Source organism: Pseudomonas sp. PK-RTE-24, assembly GCF_054052265.1.
Window position 1 is genome coordinate 166,869 of record NZ_CM133224.1, and the last position, 19,918, is coordinate 186,786.

Here is a 19,918-nt window from a genome sequence, read left to right on the forward strand (position 1 = left end):
GGAGTGACCCAATGACACCTTTTAGCCTCGTTTACCCCCTGCATGTCCTCGCCGCTCTGGTGTGGGTCGGCGGTATGTTTTTCGCCTGGATGGTCTTGCGCCCTGCGGCCGTGAAGGCTCTGGACGGCCCCGCTCGCCTGACCCTGTGGGTGGAAGTGTTTCAAGGTTTTTTCCGTTGGGTTTGGGTCGCGGTGATCCTGTTGCCGATCAGCGGCGTGGGCATGTTGCATCTGCAGCAGGTCGGATTTGAAACCGCGCCGAAGTACGTGCAGGTGATGATCGGTTTGTATGTGGTGATGACGGCACTGTTCATCCGCATTCAAGGGCTGATGCTGCCGGAGTTGCGCAAGGCGGTTGAGGCGAAGGATTGGCCGGCGGGTGCGGCAGTGCTGGGGCGGATTCGGCGGGTGGTGGGGCTTAATCTGCTTGTCGGGTTGGTGCTGGTGGCTGTGGCGGCGGCGAGACCGATGCTCTGAATCGCACTCTTGTTCTGCTGTGAACACAGTTGTGGCGAGGGGATTTATCCCCGCTGGGTCGCGAAGCGGCCCCGCTCTAAAAATCAAAAGCGGGACTGCTACGCAGCCCAGCGGGGATAAATCCCCTCGCCACATAATTTCACTCACCAAAGATCTTCACTCACCAAAGCATTTTATTGATCAGAGAGCGGGTCGCAGTTTTAGAGCCGTTGCACGGTAACCGAACCCGCCGCCCCCACCGGCCCAGGCTGGCCATCCGCGCCGGCCTTGCCGTTCTTGCCGCCATCAGCGCGATAGACCAGGCAGCCCTTGGACTTGCCACCCTTGCCCGCCTTGCCGCCGACACCCGCCGGTCCGCCGGCACCGCCAGCCACGTTGACCTTGATCAGCTCGACTGGGAAATCCCGTGGTACGGCGAGGCGCACCAGCGCACCCGGCGCGCCTGGCTGACCATCGCTGCCGTCACTGCCATCGGCACCGTGGCCGGCCGAGCCATAGGTGCAGCCCGGATCTTCACCGTTGCCGCCGTCGAGGCCGACGAAACCCGGCGCGCCCCTGCCGCCACGGGCATCGACCGTCAGTTGCGGCGCGCTCAGGGCCTGAAATTGCAGGTTCAGATTGCGCCCGGCCCGGGCCGCTTTTTCATAAGTGCCGGGGGCGCCGCGCGCGGTGATCTGGCTGCCCTCGCTCAATTCAGCGCGCTTGACCTTCACTTCCAGCGCCTGTTCAGCCGGAACGATAGCAATACGTGCTTCGTGGCCCAGACGCAGTTCATCAATGTTCAATTCAGTCACGTTGGACGGGATCAGCAAGGTGCCGTAATCGGCGACTTCCAGTTTCTCCAGTTGCAGCGTGCTGGTGGTGTTGGGCAAGCGCATCAAAGAATTGCTTTGCACGTTGACCACCTGGGCGCAGGCCAGTGGACTGATGAATGCAGCGAGCAGGCAGAGTTTACGCATGGGAAGAAGCCTCCGGAGCGGCCGGGGCCGGGATGGTTTGCAGGTGGAAAACGCCGAACAACAGGATGCGGCCACGATCACGCCAAGGGTGCGGACGGCCCTTGAGGCTGCGGTTGCACAGCAGCACTTCGAGTAGATGAATCAGCAACAACAGAGCGCCGGCCAGATTCACCAGCAGATGCAGCGGATGAACAAACGGCACCAGCTGATTGGCCAGCACCACGCAGCAGAACAGCAGGGTCAGCAAACGCCCCAGCCCCCAGAACACCTTCATACGCTCCCCCGTGTTGCGAATTATTCTTTGCACGCACAGTACCGGCTTCTGCGGGGGATAAGCCAGAGGGAAAAATGAAATTTGTGCAAACGCGGATGAAATGGCTGCCGGGGCGACGATCTCGACCCGGCAGCTCTAGCCTGCGTACTACAGACGGTTGCTAACGATTGATGTGCAGCTCGACCCGGCGATTGTCCGCGCGGCCTTCATCGCTGGCGTTATCGGCGACCGGCTCACTCTCGCCTCGGCCCTCGCTGGTGAGCTTGTTCGGCGCCAGCCCCTGACTCAACAGATACGCTGCGACACTGCTCGCGCGCCGCTCGGACAAAGCCTGGTTATAGGCGTCGGAGCCTTTACTGTCGGTGTGCCCGATGACCTTGATGCTGACCACATCGGCATTGCGCAGCTTGTCCATCAAGGTGTCGAGCTGGGCTTTGGCCGCCGGGGTAAGATCGGACTTGTCGAAATCGAACAGCACGTTGCCGGCATCGCTCAAGGTGATCACTTCAGATTGCGGCGCCGGTTCGACCGGTTTGACTGCCACCGGATATTGCGGCAGCGGGCAGCCACGGTGATCGACTTCGGTGTTTTCCGGAGTGTCCGGGCAGCGGTCGCGGCGGTCGAAGACGCCGTCGCTGTCTTCGTCGCCATCCTGGGCGTAACAGATCAGCCCGCCGGTGACGATACCCAATGCCGCGCCGCCGCCGGCCCAGCCGGCGCTTTCAATGGCGCCAAGACCGCCGCCGACCAGACCGCCAAGCAGGCTGCAGATCGGCCACGTACGTTGATTGAGGGGGGCGGTGCCATCGCTGTGAGTGGCACAACCGGTGAGCAAGCTGCCAAGCAGCAGCACCGGCAAGACGGACCTTGAGAAAAGACGCATTTGTGAACGCTCCTGTGTACCGGCCCATACCGGTTACACAGGAGTAAAGACCCGCATCCGCGACTGCACAAGCCGCGGATGCGAGAGGGGCTAGCGGACGATTTTGATTTCGGTGCGACGGTTCTGTGCACGACCATCAGCCGACTTGTTGTCAGCCACAGGCTGGCTTTCACCAAGGCCCGACACCGAAACGAAGCTGGCACGTGGCACGCCCTGCTGGATCAGGTATTCCACCACCGAGTGCGCACGACGATCCGACAGTTTCTTGTTGTAGGCATCGCTGCCGACACTGTCGGTGTGACCGGTCACGGTCAGTTGCGCGGTAGAGGATTCCTGTTTCAGGCGATCGGCGACCTTGTCCAGCACTTGCTTGTCAGGGCCGGTCAGCGTGGCTTTGTCGAATTCGAAATGCACATCACGAATGACGATGGTTTCTTCCTTGACCACAACCGCTTCTTCGACCACTGGCGCAGGCGTCGGTGGCGGGCAACCGTCAGCATCGACCTGCACGCCTTTTGGCGTGCCCGGACACTTGTCGCGACTGTCCGGCACGCCATCACCGTCTTCATCGCCATCACCGTGCACCCAGCAATAGGCCGCCGCCATACCACCGACGATCAGTGCGCCGCCGCCCGCCCACGAGGCGCTCTCGGTCGCGCCGAGACCGGCACCGACGACACCACCGACCGCCGCACAGGTCGGCCAGTCGGTTTTCTGCAAACCTGCGCAACCAGTCAACACACTGGTTAGCAGAACCAAGGGTAATGCTGTCCGAACTATGCTCATCTAGTTTTCTCCTGAGGGATCGGCTTAAAACCGATTCAGGGAGTAAAGACCGGAGTTTTAATCTCCGCCAGCAATAGGCCACCGCTGTTTGCGACCGTGTTCACAGGGGTTTGCCACTTTCAGCGGAAACCGCCGCTACCGGGTGCTTTGCCGACGCAGTCTGGCAGGCTAGTCTTGGCGGTCTGACTGAGGAGCTTCGATGAACGTCGCCATTTCTTCGCGCACGCCACAACAGGCGTTGGCCGCTTTGCTGGATCGCTACGCCCCGGCCCGACTGCTGCTGATCGGCGCCAGCGAGTTTCCCGCCTTGAGCGCTTTCAAGGACGCGCATCCAGACACCGTGGTCGCCCATGCCGCGCCCGGCGCGTTGCCCGCCGAATTGGCTGCGCAACGCTTCGATCTGGCGCTGGTAGTCGATTGCCTGGAACATTTGCCCAAACGCGATGGCCTGAACCTGTTGGGCGGCATCCGCAATCTCAACGCCAGTCGCATCGCGGTGCTGGCGGATCTGGCCGCCAGTGGCTGGCAGGAAACCGATTTCTATTCGCTGGCACTGCAGGCCAGCGAGCGTTTTCAGCGCGACGCGCAGGTGCTGACCCTGTTCACCTACGATCTGCTTGACTACAAACAAGTCCCCGACTGGCTCAATTCACGCTTCTGGGCCAATCCGGAAAACTTCGGGAAATACTGGTGGTAATGCAATGAGTACACCCATTTGCCCTTGCGGCAGCGGCAATCTGCTGGATGCCTGCTGCGGCCCTTATCATGACGGCCACCCGGCGCCGTGTGCCGAAGCCTTGATGCGTTCGCGCTACAGCGCTTATGTGCTGGGGCTGATCGACTATCTGGTGGCGACCACCCTGCCCGCGCAACAGGCGGGGCTGAACCGACAATCGATCAGCGACTGGAGCGCGCAAAGCACCTGGCTTGGTCTTGAGGTGGAAAGCTCGGAAGTGTTCGGCGGCCAGCCGGAACACGCTTTTGTGACCTTCACCGCGCGCTGGCATGACAGCCAGGGCGAGCACAGCCATCGCGAGCGCTCATCCTTTGTACAAAACGCCGGGCGCTGGTACTTCATCGATCCCACGGTGCAGATGAAGCTGGGGCGCAATGACGGCTGCCCTTGCGGCAGCGGGCAGAAGTTCAAGAAGTGTTGTGCGGGTTATTTCGGCGCTTGAAAGCCAAGATCAAAAGATCGCAGCCTTCGGCAGCTCCTACACGGGATTAGCCGAAGACTGAAATCTTTTAAGGTCTAGACTGGGCACAAAGGGAGTCAATTTCATGCTCGGTCGTCGGCGCACATTACATTTCCTGCTGTTGATGCTGATCGTAAACCTCGGCGGCTGTGCCTCGTGGTTCAGCGATGACAGCGTCGAGCCTGCCGTGCATCTGGTGAAAGTCGAGGTGGTGCGGGCCAAACTGCTCGAACAGAAATTCATCCTGCACTTTCGCGTCGACAATCCCAACGACAGCGACCTGACCGTGCGCGGCCTTGAATACCGGATTCACCTGGCCGACATGCTGCTCACCGAAGGCGAGCATGAGCACTGGTTTACCGTGGGTCCCAAGCGCAGCGCTTACTTCAAAGTGCCGATCCGCACCAACCTGTGGCCGAAGATCAAACACGTGGTGAAACTGCTGAAAAATCCGAACCAGCAGATTCCCTATCAATTGCAGGGGGAAATGGAAACCGGTTTATTCATCGCCCACTACGTGCACCTTGAGCGCAATGGCGTGATAATCCCCGCCGATCTAACTCCGGAGTGACCTCGATGACCCAGCAACCCCATGTCCATGGCCCTGACTGCAACCACGATCATGACCACCATCATGATCACGACCATGGCCATGTCCACGGCCCGAACTGCGGCCACGCCCACCAGGAACCGGTGCGCAACGCCCTGAAAGACGTCGGCCGCAACGACCCTTGCCCATGCGGCAACGGCAAGAAATTCAAGAAGTGCCACGGCGCTTGATGTCACGGGCGAAGATCTTCTTCGCCTGACCTGCCGCCTTCGCGAGCAGGCTCGCTCCCACAGTTGATCTGCACTCAACACATTTTTGTGAACCTGCGCAGCCCTGTGGGAGCTGGCTTGCCAGCGATAGGGCGGCACATCCCTGCATTGATGTCGCCTGATTCACCGCAATCGCTGGCAAGCCAGCTCCCACAGGTCTATCAGTTGACTGTCAGAATCAGGGCAGCACTGACCACCGTCGCGTACTCCCCATGCAGATTGCCCAGCGACATCCCGTGCACCTCTTCAGCGGTACGCGGTTTGCCGAAATAATCGGCTTTGTCGAAGGTAAAGCACGCATCCTCTGCCACCCATGTGTCGAAACCCAGATTGCCCGCAGTGCGCGCCGTCGACTCAACAGAGTTATTGGTCGCCACACCAACGATGATCAGTTGCCCGATCCCGGCCTCACGCAACTGCGCCTCCAGCCCACTGGCACAAAACGCGTCCGGCACCTGTTTCTGGATCAGCCATTCCCCGCCCTGAGGGACAAAACGCTCTTGAAACTCGACTCCGTCCTGCTCCGGCCAGAACACCGAGTCAGGTGAGCGCGACAAATGCTGCACGTGAATCACCGGGCGCCCGCGCAGGCGCCACAGCGCCAATAACTCAAGCATTCGCTCTTCGGCCTGAGGATTATTCCGCCGCCCCAGACGCGGATGCAGAATGCCTTTCTGCTGGTCGATGATGATCAGCGCAGCGTTGCTTTGAAGCTCCATAGCGATCTTTCTCCTGACAGGTCTCGGGACTCATTCCGCAGTTCAACATCAGCGCTTTCCCACAAGCAACTGTCACAGCTTTGACCGATCAGCCGACAACAGCACAAATAACCGCTCGCCCCGCTTGCGCGGCCCTCGCGCCCTCACTAACGTAGCGGCTTTATTGCGCCCCCAGCCTTATACCTCCGCAGGAGCTTCGCCATGGCCTCGCCAGCCCTTACACATTTTCTTCCCCGGTTCGGCGTTGCCGCAGCAGTGGCCGGTGTTCTCGGCCTGTCCGGTTGCCAGACCTGGAACGCCCAGGACAGCCTGCCGCCGACCTCCGGCGTGCAACCACTCAAGGGCCTGGCGCAGAACGTGTCGGTGCGGCGCAATGCGATGGGCATGCCGTTGATCGAGAGCAACAGCTTCCATGACGCGCTGTTCAGCCTCGGCTATGTCCACGCCAGCGACCGCATCAACCAGATGGTCACCCTGCGCCTGTTGGCTCAGGGCCGGTTGGCGGAAATGTCCGGCGCGTCGATGCTCGATGCCGACCGCTACATGCGCGCGGTCAATCTGAAGAAGAGCGCCGGCGAGTTGTACAAGGCCTCGTCGCCACGGCTCAAGCGCTTCTTCGAAGTGTATGCACGGGGCGTCAACGCCTACCTGTTCCGCTACGCCGACAAGTTGCCGGGCGACCTCGCCGCCAGCGGTTACAAGCCCGAATACTGGAAACCGGAAGATTCGGCGCTGATTTTTACCCTGCTGAATTTCAGCCAGTCGGCCAACCTGCCGGAGGAAATCCAGTCACTGGTGCTCGCGCAAACCGTGACCACTGACAAACTCGCCTGGCTGAGCCCGTCGGCGCCTGATGAAAACCTGCCAGTGGCTGAAGCCGACAAGCTCCAAGGCCTCAAGCTCAATGGGCAGATTCCGGGGCTGACCGAACTGAGCAGCGCCAGCCAGCAACTGTCGTCGCTGAACCTGCTCGCCACACCGACTGCGAACAATTGGGCGATCGCCCCGCAACGCAGCCGCAGCGGCAAGAGCCTGCTGGCCAGCGATGCGCACGGGCCGCTGGCCGCACCGTCTCTGTGGAGTTTCGTGCAGATCCGCGCGCCGAAATATCAGGCCGCCGGCGTCACGGTTGCCGGTCTGCCGATGGTGCTCGGCGGCTTCAACGGCAAAGTGGCGTGGAGCATGACCAGCGTGCTCGGCGACAATCAGGACCTGTTCCTCGAGAAAATCCGCCGTCAGGGCAGCAGCCTCACTTATGAAGTCAACGGCAAATGGCAGCCGTTGGGCGTGCGCAACGAAACCTATTTCGTCAAAGGCCAGCGGCCGATTCGCGAAGCCGTGTACGAAACCCGCCACGGCGCGCTGCTCAACAGTGCCCAGGCAGCGGCGCAAGGCAACGGTTTCGGCCTCGCCTTGCAGACGCCAAGCTTCACTGACGACAAAACCCTGGATGCCTTCTTCGACCTGACCCGCGCGCAGAACGTCGAGCGCGCCTCAGACGCCAGCCGTGAAATCCGCGCCATTACCCTGAATCTGGTCTTTGCCGATGCAAGCAATATCGGCTGGCAAGTCACCGGGCGCTTCCCCAACCGTCGCGAAGGTGAAGGCCTGCTGCCCTCGCCGGGTTGGGACGGTCGCTACGACTGGGACGGTTACGCCGACCCGATGCTGCACCCCTACGATCAGGACCCGGCACAAGGCTGGCTCGGTACCGCCAACCAGCGTGTAATTCCCGACGGCTACGGCATGCAGTTGTCGAAATCCTGGGCGGCACCGGAGCGCGGCGAGCGCCTGGCGGAAATGGCCGGCAGCGGCAAGCACGACAGCCGCAGCGTGATCGCCATGCAGTACGACCAGACCACCACGTTCGCCGCCAAGCTGAAAAAAGTCTTCGAAGCACCGGGGATGAAGCAACCGCTGAAACAGGCGATCGACGCCCTGCCGGAAGCCGAACGCAGCAAGGCCCGCGAAGCCTTCACGCGCTTGATGGCGTTCGACGGCAAGCTCAGCCCGACCTCGGCGGATGCGGCGATTTATGAACTGTTTCTGCAGGAAAGCATGAAGCAGATCTTCCTCGATGAACTGGGTCCTGAGTCGAGCCCGGCGTGGAAGGCCTTTGTCGCCAATGGCGATCTGTCCTACGCGGCGCAGGCCGATCATCTCTTGGGGCGTGAGGACAGTCCGTTCTGGGATGACCTGCGCACGCCGCAGAAGGAAGACAAATCCGTGATTCTCGCCCGTAGCCTCGCTGCGGCGATTACTGCCGGTGACAGCCAGTTGGGCGGCGATCATCGCGCCTGGCAGTGGGGCAAATTGCACAGCTATGCGTGGAAAAACAGCAACGGCCAGACCGTGCGCGGACCACTGGCAGCCGGTGGCGATCACACCACGCTGAACAACTCGGCGTTTGCCTGGGGCCAGGACTTCGTTACCACGCGCGCGCCGTCGATGCGTTTTATCGTCGACTTCGGCCAGAGCGAGCCACTGATGGCGCAGAACGGTACGGGGCAGTCGGGCAATCCACTGAGTCCGAACTACCTGAACGGGATCGATGCATGGCTGAAAGGTCAGTACATCGGCCTGCCGATGCAGCCGCAGAACTTTGATCGGGTGTATGGCAAGGCCCGCTTGACCCTCACCCCCGGGAAATAGAGCAAGATCAACAGCCCCTCACCCTAGCCCTCTCCCTGAGGGAGAGGGGACTGATTGGGGGATGCTTGGGTCTTGCGCCGACCTGAAAGAGAGATGGTGAATCCAACATTGGATCAGGCTCAAGGCTGTGCCGGATCCATATTCAACTCGGCCCCCCAGGTCGATGTACCTCACCAGACACCTCGGTCGGCCCCTCTACAAAGCGAGGTGAATCCAACATTGGATCAGGTTCAAGGCTGTGCCGGATCCATATTCAACTCGGTCCCCCAGGTCGATGTACCTCACCAGACACCTCGGTCGGCCCCTCTACAAAGCGAGGTGAATCCAACATTGGATCAGGCTCAAGGCTGTGCCGGATCCATATTCAACTCGGTCCCCCAGGTCGATGTACCTCACCAGACACCTCGGTCGGCCCCCTCTCCCTCTGGGAGAGGGCTGGGGTGAGGGTAGCGCTTCAAAGCCGATCGAACTTCCAGCCTCACGCCCGCCTCATAGCTAACAAGCCCCCCATTCCGGTCACGACATGGATCTTGTTATTGCCCGACCTGAAGGTCTCTACTGCCCCGCCGGGGATTTCTATATCGATCCGTGGCGGCCGGTCGAGCGTTCGGTGATCACCCATGCCCATGGCGATCACGCGCGCACCGGTAATCAGCACTACCTGTCGAGCAGCGCCAGCGCCGGGATTCTGCGCGCGCGTCTGGGTCAGGATATCCAGTTGCAAACCCTTGATTACGGCCAACGCCTGACCCATCACGGCGTGACCCTGAGCTTTCACCCCGCCGGGCATGTCCTCGGTTCGGCGCAGGTGCGCCTGGAATACGGCGGCGAAGTCTGGGTCGCGTCGGGGGATTACAAGGTCGAGCCGGATGGCACGTGCGCCCCATTCGAACCGGTGCGCTGCCACACTTTCATCACCGAATCGACCTTCGGCCTGCCGATCTATCGGTGGCAGCCGCAGGCGCAGATCTTCGCCGAGATCAATCAGTGGTGGGCGGCCAATATCGCCGCCGGCAAGGCCAGCGTGCTGTTCTGCTACTCCTTCGGCAAGGCCCAACGCATCCTCCACGGCATCGACGAAACCCTCGGGCCGATCCTCAGCCACGGCGCGGTCGAACCGTTGAACCGTGTGTACCGCGATGCCGGTGTGTACCTGCCGCCGACGATCTATGCGGGCGACGTGAAAAAAAGCGATCCGATCATGCGCCAGGCTTTGGTCATTGCTCCGCCGTCGGCGGGCGGCAGCACGTGGATGCGCCGTTTTGGCGACTTCAGCGATGCCTTCGCCAGCGGCTGGATGCGCTTGCGCGGGACCCGGCGGCGGCGCGGCGTCGATCGCGGTTTCGTCCTCTCCGATCACGCCGACTGGCCCGGCCTGCTCTGGGCGATCAACCAGACCGGCGCGGAGCGGGTGATGGTCACTCATGGCTCGATCGGCGTGCTCGTACGTCATCTGCGCGAACAGGGTCTTGATGCACAAGGCTTCACCACTGAATACGGCGATGACGAAGACGACAACATCGCCACCGAACCCACCGTTGCCGAGACGTCCCCATGAAAGCGTTCGCCGAGTTATATGCCGAACTCGACGCCACCACGTCGAGCAACGCCAAGCTGGCGGCGATGCAGGTGTACTTCGCGCAGGCCGCGCCGGAAGATGCCGCATGGGCGGTGTATTTCCTCTCCGGTGGTCGGCCTCGTCAACTGGTCCCGGTGCGCATCCTCCGTGAGCTGGCGGTAGAAGTTTCAGGGTTGGAGCCGTGGCTGTTCGAAGAAAGCTATCAGGCCGTCGGCGATCTGGCCGAGACCATTTCTCTGGTGCTGCCGGAAAATTCCCACAGCTCCGAGGCCGGTCTAGCCGAATGGATCGAAGACAAGCTGCTGCCACTGCGCGGTGAAACCCCGGAATATCTGGCGCGCCAACTGCCGATGTTGTGGGCGCAACTGGATCGGCCGAGCCTGATGCTGTGCATCAAGCTGATCACCGGCAGTTTCCGCGTCGGCGTGTCGAAGTTGCTGGTCACCCGCGCCCTGGCGTCGATGGCCGGCCTCGACAGCAAACGCGTGGCCCAGCGCCTGGTCGGTTACACCGATCTGTCGAACCGGCCCAACGCCGCGAGTTACCTGAAACTGATCGCCCCGGAATCCGCCGACGAACATGCCCAGCGCGGCGGCCAGCCCTACCCGTTCTTTCTTGCCCACGCCTTGGCGCAACCGGTCGAGGAATTCGAAGCCCTGCTCGGCCCCGCCAGCGACTGGCAGGTGGAATGGAAGTGGGACGGTATCCGCGCGCAAGTAGTCAAGCGCGACGGCAAGCTGTGGGTGTGGTCGCGCGGCGAGGAATTGGTGACCGAGCGCTTCCCCGAGTTCGATGTGCTGGTCCACGGCTTGCCCGACGGGACGGTGATCGACGGCGAAATCGTCGTATGGAAGAGCACCCATCCGACCACCGAAGATGCCTTCGATCCGCAATCCGATGAGCCGCCGGCCGTGCAACCGTTCGCCCTGCTGCAACAACGCATCGGTCGCAAGACGCTCGACAAGAAAATTCTCGAAGAAGTGCCGGTGGTAGTGCTGGCCTACGACCTGCTGGAATGGCAGGGCGAGGACTGGCGCAACCAGCCGCAGGTCAAGCGACGGGCGCAACTCGAGGAAGTCATCGCGCGCTGCAACAGCCCGGTACTGCTGCCCTCCCCCGTATTGACCGGCGAAGACTGGCTCGACCTCGGCCGCCAGCGCGAAGCGTCACGCAAACTCGGCGTCGAAGGCATGATGCTCAAGGCGCGCGAATCGCTTTATGGCGTCGGCCGGACCAAGGACATGGGCGTGTGGTGGAAGTGGAAGGTCGACCCGTTCAGCGTCGACGCGGTACTGATTTATGCCCAGCGCGGACACGGTCGTCGCGCCAGTCTGTACAGCGATTACACCTTCGCGGTGTGGGACGGCCCGCCGGAATCCAGTCAACGCTCGCTGGTACCGTTCGCCAAGGCTTATTCGGGGCTGACCGATGAAGAGATGCGCCAGGTCGACAGCATCGTGCGCAAGACTACCGTGGAGAAATTCGGCCCGGTCAGCAGCGTCAAGCCGAGCCTGGTGTTCGAACTCGGCTTCGAAGGCATCGCCCTGTCGCGCCGGCACAAGAGCGGCATCGCCGTGCGTTTCCCGCGCATGCTCCGCTGGCGCAAGGACAAGACCGTCGAAGAAGCGGACAGCCTCGCTACCCTTCAAGATCTGTTGGCCTAACCCCTTTTCACTGATCGTTCCCACGCTCTGCGTGGGAACGCAGCCTGGGACGCTCTGCGTCCCCCTCAGAGCCGAACGCGGAGCGTCCGTTGATGCATTCCCACGCAGAAGCGTGGGAACGATCAGTCATCGGGGACAAACCCCTTGCCACAGTTTTTCCCTGCTCTGAGCTACGCGTTTGAACCGAAACAGTGCATGCAAACAGCAATGCCCGTTTCCGTGCATTCAACTACCCTTGCCTCTCTCCGCTCAACCTTTTAAAACACCTGTTCGGCACTCTGGTTCGGAAATTGCTACTTTCTATAGGTCGTAAGCGTTGCAGTAACAATAATTCTGCGCCACAAGCGCTCATATTGGTTCTTAGGGATTGAATAATGAAAAAAGCATTGCTGACCCTTTCTGCACTGGCGTTGTGCATGGCCGCCGGCTCCGCGCTGGCCAAGGAATACAAAGAGCTGCGCTTTGGCGTTGACCCTTCGTACGCACCGTTCGAGTCGAAAGCGGCCGATGGCAGCCTGGTCGGGTTCGATATCGATCTGGGCAACGCGATCTGCGCCGAACTGAAGGTCAAGTGCAAATGGGTCGAAAGCGATTTCGACGGCATGATTCCGGGCCTCAAGGCCAACAAGTTCGATGGCGTGATCTCGTCGATGACCGTGACTCCGGCGCGCGAGAAGGTCATCGACTTCTCCAGCGAACTGTTTTCCGGCCCGACCGCTTACGTGTTCAAGAAAGGCTCCGGCATCACCGCCGACGTCACTTCGCTCAAGGGCAAAACCGTCGGTTACGAGCAAGGCACTATTCAGGAAGCCTACGCCAAAGCCGTGCTGGACAAGGCTGGCGTGAAAACCCAGGCCTATCAGAACCAGGATCAGGTGTATTCCGACCTGACCTCCGGTCGTCTCGACGCCGGTATCCAGGACATGCTGCAAGCCGAACTGGGCTTTCTGAAGTCGCCAAAAGGCGCTGATTATGAAATCAGCCAGCCGGTCGACAGCGAATTGCTGCCAGCCAAAACCGCTGTCGGTATCAAGAAAGGTAACACTGAGCTGAAAGCACTTTTGGATAAAGGTATCAAAGCGTTACACGACGACGGCAAATACGCCGAGATTCAAAAGAAACACTTTGGTGACCTGAATCTGTACAGCGGCAAATAATGCCCCGGCGCCCATCCTCGATGGGCGCCTTTTCCATCCGCTCAGGTTGCTGATTTATGTTTGAAACCCTCCTGCAAAATCTGGGGCTGGCCTCGTTCAGTCTGCAGGGCTTCGGCCCGTTGCTGCTGCAAGGCACCTGGATGACCATCAAATTATCGGCGATGTCGCTGCTGGTGGCCGTGTTGCTCGGCCTGCTCGGCGCCAGTGCCAAACTGTCGAAAGTCAAACTGGTGCGCCTGCCCGCGCAGCTCTACACCACGCTGATTCGCGGCGTGCCGGATCTCGTGCTGATGCTGTTGATCTTCTACAGCCTGCAAACCTGGCTGACGTCGCTGACCGACTATATGGAATGGGAATATATTGAAATCGACCCGTTCAGCGCCGGCGTGCTGACGCTGGGCTTCATTTATGGCGCGTATTTCACCGAGACCTTCCGTGGCGCCATCCTCGCGGTGCCGCGTGGTCAGGTCGAAGCCGCCACCGCGTATGGCCTCAAACGTGGCCAGCGTTTTCGCTTCGTGGTGTTTCCGCAAATGATGCGCTTCGCGTTGCCGGGCATCGGTAACAACTGGATGGTCATGCTCAAGGCCACCGCGCTGGTGTCGATCATTGGCCTCGCCGATCTGGTCAAGGCAGCGCAGGACGCCGGTAAAAGCACTTATCAACTGTTCTACTTTCTGGTCCTTGCCGCATTGATCTATCTGCTGATCACCAGTGCTTCGAACTTCATCCTGCGCTGGCTCGAACGCCGCTACGCCGCCGGTGCCCGGGAGGCCGTACGATGATCGAACTTCTCCAGGAATATTGGCGCGCCTTCCTTTATACCGACGGCCAGAACATCACCGGGCTGGCGATGACGATGTGGCTGCTGACCGCGTCGATCTGCATCGGCTTCGTCGTCTCGATTCCGCTGTCGATTGCCCGCGTCTCGCCGCACTTCTACGTCCGTTGGCCGGTGCAGTTCTACACCTACCTGTTCCGGGGCACGCCGCTGTATATCCAGTTGCTGATCTGCTACACCGGCATCTACAGCCTCGCCGCCGTGCGCGAGCAGCCGATCCTCGACAGCTTCTTTCGCGACGCGATGAACTGCACGATCCTCGCCTTCGCTCTCAATACCTGCGCGTACACCACGGAGATTTTTGCCGGGGCGATTCGCAGCATGAACCATGGCGAAGTCGAAGCGGCCAAGGCTTATGGCCTGACCGGCTGGAAGCTGTATGCCTACGTGATCATGCCGTCGGCATTGCGCCGTTCGTTGCCCTACTACAGCAACGAAGTGATCCTGATGCTGCACTCGACCACCGTGGCGTTCACCGCGACCATTCCCGATATCCTGAAAGTCGCGCGGGATGCCAACTCGGCGACCTTCCTGACCTTCCAGTCATTCGGCATTGCCGCGCTGATCTACCTGACCATTACTTTTGCGCTGGTCGGTCTGTTCCGCCTCGCCGAACGCCGCTGGCTGGCCTTCCTCGGGCCGACTCACTAGCACCGGTTTGAAAATAAAGAGATAACAATGCGCCACCAGATCCATGACTTGCTGGCCCCGCTGCCGGGGACCGCACGGCAGATTCACAGCTTCCACTTCGGCCCACCGCAGGCCAAGGGCAAGGTTTACATCCAGGCGTCGCTGCACGCTGACGAACTGCCGGGCATGCTGGTCGCCTGGCACCTGAAACAGCGTCTGGCCGAACTGGAAGCTGCCGGCCGCCTGCGCAGCGAAATCGTCCTGGTGCCGGTGGCCAACCCGGTCGGCCTCGAACAAGTGCTGATGGACGTGCCGCTGGGCCGTTACGACCTGGAGAGCGGGCAGAACTTCAATCGCTGGTTCGTCGACCTCAGCGAAGAAATCGGCAACGCCATAGAAGGCCAACTCAACGACGACGCGCAGCACAACCTCGAACTGATCCGCGCCAGCCTGCGCAACGCCCTCGACCGTCAGAAGCCGACCACACAACTGCAATCCCAGCGTCTGACCCTGCAACGCCTGGCCTGCGATGCCGACATGGTGCTGGACTTGCACTGCGACTTCGAATCGGTGGTGCACCTGTACACCACGCCCGAAGCCTGGCCGCAGGTCGAGCCGCTGGCGCGCTATATCGAAGCCCAGGCCAGTCTGCTCGCTACCGATTCCGGCGGGCAATCGTTCGACGAGTGCTTCACCCTGCTCTGGTGGCAACTGCGCGAGCGCTTCGGTGAGCAGTTCGAGATTCCGCTGGGCAGCTTCTCGGTGACCGTCGAATTGCGCGGCCAGGGCGACGTCAATCACCCGCTGGCCAGCCGCGATTGTCAGGCGCTGATCGACTATCTGATCCAGTTCGATGCCATCGTCGGCGAGACCAAGCCGCAACCGCCACTGCCGTACCCTGCCACGCCGCTGGCCGGGGTCGAACCAGTGACCACACCAGTCGGCGGCCTGCTGGTGTACTGCGCCACGCCCGGCCAATACCTGGAAGCCGGCCAGCAGATCGCAGAAATCATCGACCCGGTCCACGACAAGGTCACCCCCATTCATTGCACCGCCGCCGGCCTGCTGTATGCGCGCTCGCTGCGGCGCATGGCCACTGCCGGCATGGTCATCGCCCACGTCGCGGGCGCCCAGGCCTATCGCAGCGGCTACCTACTTTCGCCTTGAGGATGCTCGTCCATGTACAAACTGACCGTTGAAGGCCTGCACAAAAGCTATGGCGATCATCAGGTGCTCAAAGGCGTTTCGCTCAAGGCCAAAACCGGCGACGTGATCAGCCTGATCGGCGCCAGCGGCTCGGGCAAAAGCACCTTTTTGCGCTGCATCAATTTCCTTGAACAACCCAATGACGGCGCCATGAGCCTTGATGGCCAGGCGATCCGCATGGTCACCGACCGCCACGGCATGCACGTTGCCGACGCCGATGAACTGCAACGCCTGCGCACGCGGCTGGCGATGGTGTTCCAGCATTTCAACCTGTGGAGCCACATGACCGTGCTGGAAAACATCACCATGGCCCCGCGCCGGGTGCTGGGTTGCAGCAAACAGGAAGCCGAGGATCGCGCCCGACGTTATCTGGACAAAGTCGGCTTGCCGGCGCGGGTCGCCGATCAATACCCGGCGTTTCTGTCCGGCGGCCAGCAACAACGCGTGGCGATCGCCCGGGCACTGGCGATGGAACCGGAAGTGATGCTGTTCGACGAACCGACCTCGGCACTCGACCCGGAACTGGTCGGCGAAGTGCTGAAAGTGATTCAGGGCCTGGCCGAGGAAGGCCGGACGATGATCATGGTCACCCACGAAATGAGTTTTGCGCGCAAGGTGTCGAATCAGGTGCTGTTTCTGCATCAGGGTCTGGTGGAAGAAGAAGGTGCGCCCGAAGAAGTGCTGGGCAACCCGAAAAGCGAACGCCTGAAGCAATTCCTGAGCGGCAATCTTAAATAAGGTTGGCACTCAACCCTTTGTGGGAGCGAGCCTGCTCGCGAAAGCGGTTTATCAGTCAACATCAATGTTGAAGGTGACATCGCATTCGCGAGCAGGCTCGCTCCCACGGGGGAATCCACCGACCGACAAAGTTAAACTTGTCCCCCCGCTTCGCTGTCTCTGAAACAACACCTCCAGAGCGCACGCAGCCGGCATGGCGAAATCCCCCGACTTTGCAAAAACCTGGTTCAGCGCCCGCGACTGGAAGCCGTTCGCCTTTCAGAAACAGGTGTGGGCGGCGGTGAAAAACGGCGAATCCGGGTTGCTCCACGCCAGCACCGGCGCCGGCAAAACTTATGCGGTATGGTTTGCTGCGCTCAACCGCTTCGCCCGCCTGCAACCGCCCGTGGCTACACCGCGCAAACGCAAAGCGCCGGCCGAACCGCTGACGGTGCTGTGGATCACGCCGATGCGCGCCCTCGCCGCCGATACCGCCCGCGCTTTACAAAGCCCGGTCGATGAATTGCAGATTCCGTGGAGCATCGGCCTGCGCACCGGCGATACCAGCAGCAGCGAACGCGCGCGTCAGGGCCGGCGTTTGCCAACGACGCTGATCACCACCCCGGAAAGCCTCACTCTGCTACTAGCCCGCGCCGATGCGCGCACCGCGTTGTCGAGCCTGCGCATGATCGTCGTGGATGAATGGCACGAATTGCTCGGCAACAAACGCGGCGTGCAATTGCAACTGGCCCTCGCCCGCCTGCGTCATTGGCAGCCGGAACTGATTGTCTGGGGGGTATCCGCCACCCTCGGTAATCAATCCCACGCCGAGCAAGTGCTGATCCCACAGGGCGGCGGCGTCAGTGTCCAAGGCAAAAGCGAAAAAACCCTGCAAGTCGACACCCTGCTGCCACCGGCCATCGAGCGTTTTCCCTGGGCCGGCCACATCGGTCTGAAGATGCTGCCGCAGGTGGTGGCCGAACTTGACGCCTGTGCCAGCAGCCTGGTGTTCACCAACACCCGTGCGCAATCGGAGATCTGGTATCAGGCGCTGCTGGAAGCGCGGCCGGACTGGGCCGGGTTGATCGCGCTGCACCACAGCTCACTGTCACGCGATACCCGCGACTGGGTCGAGCAGGCATTAAAGAATGGCCAGTTGAAAGCGGTGGTGTGCACCTCGAGCCTGGACTTGGGTGTGGATTTCCTCCCGGTCGAACGCGTACTGCAAATCGGCTCGGCGAAAGGCGTTGCGCGGTTGATGCAACGTGCCGGGCGCTCCGGCCACGCACCGGGGCGCACCTCGCGGGTGACGCTGGTGCCGACCCACAGCCTGGAACTGATCGAAGCGGTTGCCGCACGCGACGCCGTCGAACAGCGGCGCATCGAGCCGCGCCTGTCACCGCACAAGCCGCTGGATGTGCTGGTCCAGCATTTGGTCAGCATGGCCCTTGGCGGTGGCTTTATTCCTGAAGACTTGTACGAAGAAGTCCGTGGTGCCTGGGCCTATCGCGACCTGACAGCGGCAGACTGGGCCTGGGCGCTGGCGTTCGTACGCCATGGCGGGATGTCTCTTACAGCGTATCCGGATTACCGCCGGGTCGAGCCGGACGAACACGGCGTCTGGCGTGTGCCGGATGCGCGTCTGGCGCGGCGCCATCGCATGAGCATCGGCACCATCGTCAGCGACGCGAGCATCAACCTGAAATTCTGGAGCAAGGGCGGCGGCGGCAAACAGCTGGGCAGCGTCGAGGAAGGTTTTATCGCGCGCCTGAAACCAGGCGATGGTTTCCTCTTCGCCGGCCGCTTGCTGGAACTGGTGCGGGTGGAAAACATGACCGCCTACGTCAAACGCAGTACCGCGAAAAAGGCTGCCGTGCCGCGCTGGAATGGCGGACGCATGCCATTATCCAACGAACTGGCCGAAGCGGTGGTCACGCGCTTCAGCGCCGCTGCTCAAGGTCAATTCAACGGCCCGGAAATGCACGCGTTGCGGCCGCTGCTGGAGACGCAGATACGCTGGTCCGGCTTGCCCACCACGGAAAATCTGCTCGCCGAGGTGCTGAAATCCCGCGAAGGCTGGCATCTTTTTCTCTATCCGTTCGCCGGGCGACAAGTGCATCTGGGACTGGCGAGCCTGTTGGCATGGCGCGTCAGTCAGCGCCAGCCGGTGACCTTCTCGATTGCCGTGAATGATTACGGCCTGGAACTGCTCAGCGCCACGCCGGTGGATTGGGCCACGCATCTCGACGCTCACCTGTTCAACGCCGATGACTTGTTGCTGGACGTGCTCGCCAGTCTCAATGCCGGTGAACTGGCGTTGCGCCGCTTCCGCGAAATCGCGCGGATCGCCGGGCTGGTGTTCGCCGGGTATCCGGGCGCACCAAAAAGCACCCGCCAGGTGCAGGCGTCGAGTGGCTTGTTTTTCCAAGTGTTCAAACAATATGACGCCGACAACCTGCTGCTAGCCCAGGCTGGGGAAGAAGTCCTACGCGAAGAGCTGGATATTCGCCGTCTGGAACAGACACTGGAGCGCATCAATCAGATGAAACTGGACGTGCATCAGGTTAAACGTCCTACACCGTTGGGCTTTCCGCTGCTGGTGGAGCGGATGCGCGAGAGCATGAGTTCGGAAAAACTGGCTGACAGGATCAGAAGAATGGTTGGTGACCTGGAAAAAACCGCTGATAACGGGAAATCGTCGTGAGTGCGTACCCAGTGCGTTTGGCCGGTGAGGAGTTATGGCTGCTGCCGGAGAAAGCCCTGTACTGGCCAGCGCAGGAAGCATTGCTGATCGCCGATGTGCATTTCGGTAAAGCGGCGGCCTATCGCAGCCTCGGCCAGCCGGTGCCGCATGGCACGACAGCGAGCAACATCGAGGTAATCGACGCGTTGCTGGCGCGGTTGCCGTGTCGCCAGTTGATCTTCCTCGGGGATTTTCTGCATGGGCCTGGCTCACATGTCCCGACCACGCTGAATGCGCTGGCAGAGTGGCGCGCACGGCACGCTGACCTGCCGATGACGCTGATTCGCGGCAACCATGACAAACGCGCAGGCGACCCGCCGGCATCGTTGAATATCCGCGTGGTGCCAGAACCGCTGTTACTCGGGCCGTTTGCCTTGCAGCATGAGCCCGATGCGCATCCGGAACGGCACGTGCTCGCCGGCCACGTGCACCCGGTCTATCGGCTGCATGGCAAAGGTCGGCAGAGTCTGCGCCTGGCTTGTTTCAGACTCGGTGAGCGCATCAGCCTGATGCCGGCATTCGGTGCGTTTACCGGCGGCTATCAGGTCGAGCGCGACGACAGTTGCAAAGTCTTCGTGATCGGCGACAACGAAATATGGCCCGTCAGCTAGATCGCA

General features: G+C 61.3%; 20 protein-coding genes. 15 read left to right on the forward strand and 5 right to left on the reverse strand.

Annotated features, from left to right (window positions below; genetic code table 11):
* The first annotated feature begins 11 nt into the window (after positions 1–11).
* Complete coding sequence (locus ACV8MC_RS00785; RefSeq protein ID WP_016771373.1) at positions 12–476, forward strand: CopD family protein; 465 nt, start codon at positions 12–14, stop codon at positions 474–476.
* A 200-nt stretch (positions 477–676) separates the two neighbouring features.
* On the opposite strand, the gene ACV8MC_RS00790 is transcribed toward ACV8MC_RS00785, so the two are convergent.
* The 4 genes from ACV8MC_RS00790 to ACV8MC_RS00805 all read right to left on the reverse strand — a co-directional run bounded on the left by ACV8MC_RS00790 (position 677) and on the right by ACV8MC_RS00805 (position 3,378).
* Entirely contained in the window at positions 677–1,435 is a 759-nt protein-coding gene (locus ACV8MC_RS00790) for a collagen-like triple helix repeat-containing protein (RefSeq protein ID WP_150636396.1), read from the reverse strand.
* Complete coding sequence (locus ACV8MC_RS00795; RefSeq protein ID WP_016771375.1) at positions 1,428–1,709, reverse strand: DUF1145 domain-containing protein; 282 nt, start codon at positions 1,707–1,709, stop codon at positions 1,428–1,430. The genes ACV8MC_RS00790 and ACV8MC_RS00795 overlap by 8 nt, the downstream gene beginning before the upstream one ends.
* A 160-nt stretch (positions 1,710–1,869) precedes the next feature.
* Positions 1,870–2,592 (reverse strand): OmpA family protein, encoded by a 723-nt coding sequence (locus tag ACV8MC_RS00800; RefSeq protein ID WP_056783354.1) that lies wholly within the window; start codon positions 2,590–2,592, stop codon positions 1,870–1,872.
* Between the two features lie 90 nt (positions 2,593–2,682).
* Positions 2,683–3,378, reverse strand: a complete 696-nt coding sequence (locus tag ACV8MC_RS00805) for an OmpA family protein (RefSeq protein WP_041478049.1) — start codon at positions 3,376–3,378, stop codon at positions 2,683–2,685.
* Positions 3,379–3,577: 199 nt separating this feature from the next.
* Here ACV8MC_RS00805 and ACV8MC_RS00810 point away from each other — a divergent pair, with 199 nt between their 5' ends.
* From ACV8MC_RS00810 to ACV8MC_RS00825, 4 genes are all read left to right on the forward strand, one after another.
* On the forward strand, positions 3,578–4,075 hold the full coding sequence (locus tag ACV8MC_RS00810) for a DUF6231 family protein (protein WP_056783350.1): 498 nt from the start codon (positions 3,578–3,580) through the stop codon (positions 4,073–4,075).
* Between the two features lie 4 nt (positions 4,076–4,079).
* Positions 4,080–4,556 carry a YchJ family protein gene (locus ACV8MC_RS00815; RefSeq protein ID WP_457264163.1) on the forward strand — a complete coding sequence of 159 codons (477 nt, stop codon included), beginning with the start codon at positions 4,080–4,082 and terminating at the stop codon, positions 4,554–4,556.
* A 103-nt stretch (positions 4,557–4,659) separates the two neighbouring features.
* Positions 4,660–5,145 (forward strand): LEA type 2 family protein, encoded by a 486-nt coding sequence (locus ACV8MC_RS00820; protein ID WP_252883290.1) that lies wholly within the window; start codon positions 4,660–4,662, stop codon positions 5,143–5,145.
* 5 nt (positions 5,146–5,150) lie between these two features.
* Entirely contained in the window at positions 5,151–5,354 is a 204-nt protein-coding gene (locus tag ACV8MC_RS00825) for an SEC-C metal-binding domain-containing protein (protein WP_003198420.1), read from the forward strand.
* Positions 5,355–5,554: 200 nt separating this feature from the next.
* On the opposite strand, the gene ACV8MC_RS00830 is transcribed toward ACV8MC_RS00825, so the two are convergent.
* Positions 5,555–6,112, reverse strand: coding sequence for a cysteine hydrolase family protein (locus ACV8MC_RS00830; protein ID WP_457264166.1), 558 nt, complete (start codon positions 6,110–6,112; stop codon positions 5,555–5,557).
* A gap of 201 nt (positions 6,113–6,313) precedes the next feature.
* Here ACV8MC_RS00830 and ACV8MC_RS00835 point away from each other — a divergent pair, with 201 nt between their 5' ends.
* The 10 genes from ACV8MC_RS00835 to pdeM all read left to right on the forward strand — a co-directional run bounded on the left by ACV8MC_RS00835 (position 6,314) and on the right by pdeM (position 19,912).
* Entirely contained in the window at positions 6,314–8,764 is a 2,451-nt protein-coding gene (locus ACV8MC_RS00835) for a penicillin acylase family protein (protein WP_457264168.1), read from the forward strand.
* A 523-nt stretch (positions 8,765–9,287) separates the two neighbouring features.
* Positions 9,288–10,322, forward strand: coding sequence for a ligase-associated DNA damage response exonuclease (locus tag ACV8MC_RS00840; RefSeq protein ID WP_041478061.1), 1,035 nt, complete (start codon positions 9,288–9,290; stop codon positions 10,320–10,322).
* On the forward strand, positions 10,319–12,007 hold the full coding sequence (locus ACV8MC_RS00845) for an ATP-dependent DNA ligase (RefSeq protein WP_252877599.1): 1,689 nt from the start codon (positions 10,319–10,321) through the stop codon (positions 12,005–12,007). The genes ACV8MC_RS00840 and ACV8MC_RS00845 overlap by 4 nt, the downstream gene beginning before the upstream one ends.
* Before the next feature lie 374 nt (positions 12,008–12,381).
* Positions 12,382–13,164: a transporter substrate-binding domain-containing protein gene (locus ACV8MC_RS00850; RefSeq protein WP_041478063.1), complete on the forward strand. Its 783-nt coding sequence runs from the start codon at positions 12,382–12,384 to the stop codon at positions 13,162–13,164.
* A gap of 56 nt (positions 13,165–13,220) precedes the next feature.
* Positions 13,221–13,949, forward strand: coding sequence for an ABC transporter permease (locus ACV8MC_RS00855; protein ID WP_016771383.1), 729 nt, complete (start codon positions 13,221–13,223; stop codon positions 13,947–13,949).
* Complete coding sequence (locus ACV8MC_RS00860) at positions 13,946–14,656, forward strand: ABC transporter permease (protein WP_130912856.1); 711 nt, start codon at positions 13,946–13,948, stop codon at positions 14,654–14,656. The genes ACV8MC_RS00855 and ACV8MC_RS00860 overlap by 4 nt, the downstream gene beginning before the upstream one ends.
* Positions 14,657–14,683: 27 nt before the next feature.
* Positions 14,684–15,802: a succinylglutamate desuccinylase/aspartoacylase family protein gene (locus ACV8MC_RS00865; protein WP_457264172.1), complete on the forward strand. Its 1,119-nt coding sequence runs from the start codon at positions 14,684–14,686 to the stop codon at positions 15,800–15,802.
* Positions 15,803–15,814: 12 nt separating this feature from the next.
* Complete coding sequence (locus tag ACV8MC_RS00870) at positions 15,815–16,579, forward strand: ABC transporter ATP-binding protein (protein ID WP_056783337.1); 765 nt, start codon at positions 15,815–15,817, stop codon at positions 16,577–16,579.
* Positions 16,580–16,772: 193 nt separating this feature from the next.
* The gene (locus tag ACV8MC_RS00875) at positions 16,773–19,262 is read left to right on the forward strand and encodes a ligase-associated DNA damage response DEXH box helicase (RefSeq protein WP_236168031.1); all 2,490 of its coding nucleotides are present in this window, start codon (positions 16,773–16,775) and stop codon (positions 19,260–19,262) included.
* Positions 19,259–19,912: a ligase-associated DNA damage response endonuclease PdeM gene (gene pdeM, locus ACV8MC_RS00880; RefSeq protein ID WP_016771388.1), complete on the forward strand. Its 654-nt coding sequence runs from the start codon at positions 19,259–19,261 to the stop codon at positions 19,910–19,912. The genes ACV8MC_RS00875 and pdeM overlap by 4 nt, the downstream gene beginning before the upstream one ends.
* The last annotated feature ends 6 nt before the right edge of the window (positions 19,913–19,918 follow it).

What these genes read in the sequence shown, in the direction of transcription:
- ACV8MC_RS00845 (WP_252877599.1), top strand. Translation starts at nt 10,319, where the DNA reads ATGAAAGCGTTCGCCGAGTTATATGCCGAACTCGACGCCACCACGTCG.
- ACV8MC_RS00875 (WP_236168031.1), top strand. Translation starts at nt 16,773, where the DNA reads ATGGCGAAATCCCCCGACTTTGCAAAAACCTGGTTCAGCGCCCGCGAC.
- ACV8MC_RS00790 (WP_150636396.1), bottom strand. Translation starts at nt 1,435, where the DNA reads ATGCGTAAACTCTGCCTGCTCGCTGCATTCATCAGTCCACTGGCCTGC.
- ACV8MC_RS00870 (WP_056783337.1), top strand. Translation starts at nt 15,815, where the DNA reads ATGTACAAACTGACCGTTGAAGGCCTGCACAAAAGCTATGGCGATCAT.
- ACV8MC_RS00805 (WP_041478049.1), bottom strand. Translation starts at nt 3,378, where the DNA reads ATGAGCATAGTTCGGACAGCATTACCCTTGGTTCTGCTAACCAGTGTG.
- ACV8MC_RS00785 (WP_016771373.1), top strand. Translation starts at nt 12, where the DNA reads ATGACACCTTTTAGCCTCGTTTACCCCCTGCATGTCCTCGCCGCTCTG.
- ACV8MC_RS00815 (WP_457264163.1), top strand. Translation starts at nt 4,080, where the DNA reads ATGAGTACACCCATTTGCCCTTGCGGCAGCGGCAATCTGCTGGATGCC.
- ACV8MC_RS00855 (WP_016771383.1), top strand. Translation starts at nt 13,221, where the DNA reads ATGTTTGAAACCCTCCTGCAAAATCTGGGGCTGGCCTCGTTCAGTCTG.
- ACV8MC_RS00865 (WP_457264172.1), top strand. Translation starts at nt 14,684, where the DNA reads ATGCGCCACCAGATCCATGACTTGCTGGCCCCGCTGCCGGGGACCGCA.
- ACV8MC_RS00840 (WP_041478061.1), top strand. Translation starts at nt 9,288, where the DNA reads ATGGATCTTGTTATTGCCCGACCTGAAGGTCTCTACTGCCCCGCCGGG.
- ACV8MC_RS00830 (WP_457264166.1), bottom strand. Translation starts at nt 6,112, where the DNA reads ATGGAGCTTCAAAGCAACGCTGCGCTGATCATCATCGACCAGCAGAAA.
- ACV8MC_RS00850 (WP_041478063.1), top strand. Translation starts at nt 12,382, where the DNA reads ATGAAAAAAGCATTGCTGACCCTTTCTGCACTGGCGTTGTGCATGGCC.
- ACV8MC_RS00810 (WP_056783350.1), top strand. Translation starts at nt 3,578, where the DNA reads ATGAACGTCGCCATTTCTTCGCGCACGCCACAACAGGCGTTGGCCGCT.
- ACV8MC_RS00860 (WP_130912856.1), top strand. Translation starts at nt 13,946, where the DNA reads ATGATCGAACTTCTCCAGGAATATTGGCGCGCCTTCCTTTATACCGAC.
- ACV8MC_RS00795 (WP_016771375.1), bottom strand. Translation starts at nt 1,709, where the DNA reads ATGAAGGTGTTCTGGGGGCTGGGGCGTTTGCTGACCCTGCTGTTCTGC.
- ACV8MC_RS00825 (WP_003198420.1), top strand. Translation starts at nt 5,151, where the DNA reads ATGACCCAGCAACCCCATGTCCATGGCCCTGACTGCAACCACGATCAT.
- ACV8MC_RS00800 (WP_056783354.1), bottom strand. Translation starts at nt 2,592, where the DNA reads ATGCGTCTTTTCTCAAGGTCCGTCTTGCCGGTGCTGCTGCTTGGCAGC.
- ACV8MC_RS00835 (WP_457264168.1), top strand. Translation starts at nt 6,314, where the DNA reads ATGGCCTCGCCAGCCCTTACACATTTTCTTCCCCGGTTCGGCGTTGCC.
- ACV8MC_RS00820 (WP_252883290.1), top strand. Translation starts at nt 4,660, where the DNA reads ATGCTCGGTCGTCGGCGCACATTACATTTCCTGCTGTTGATGCTGATC.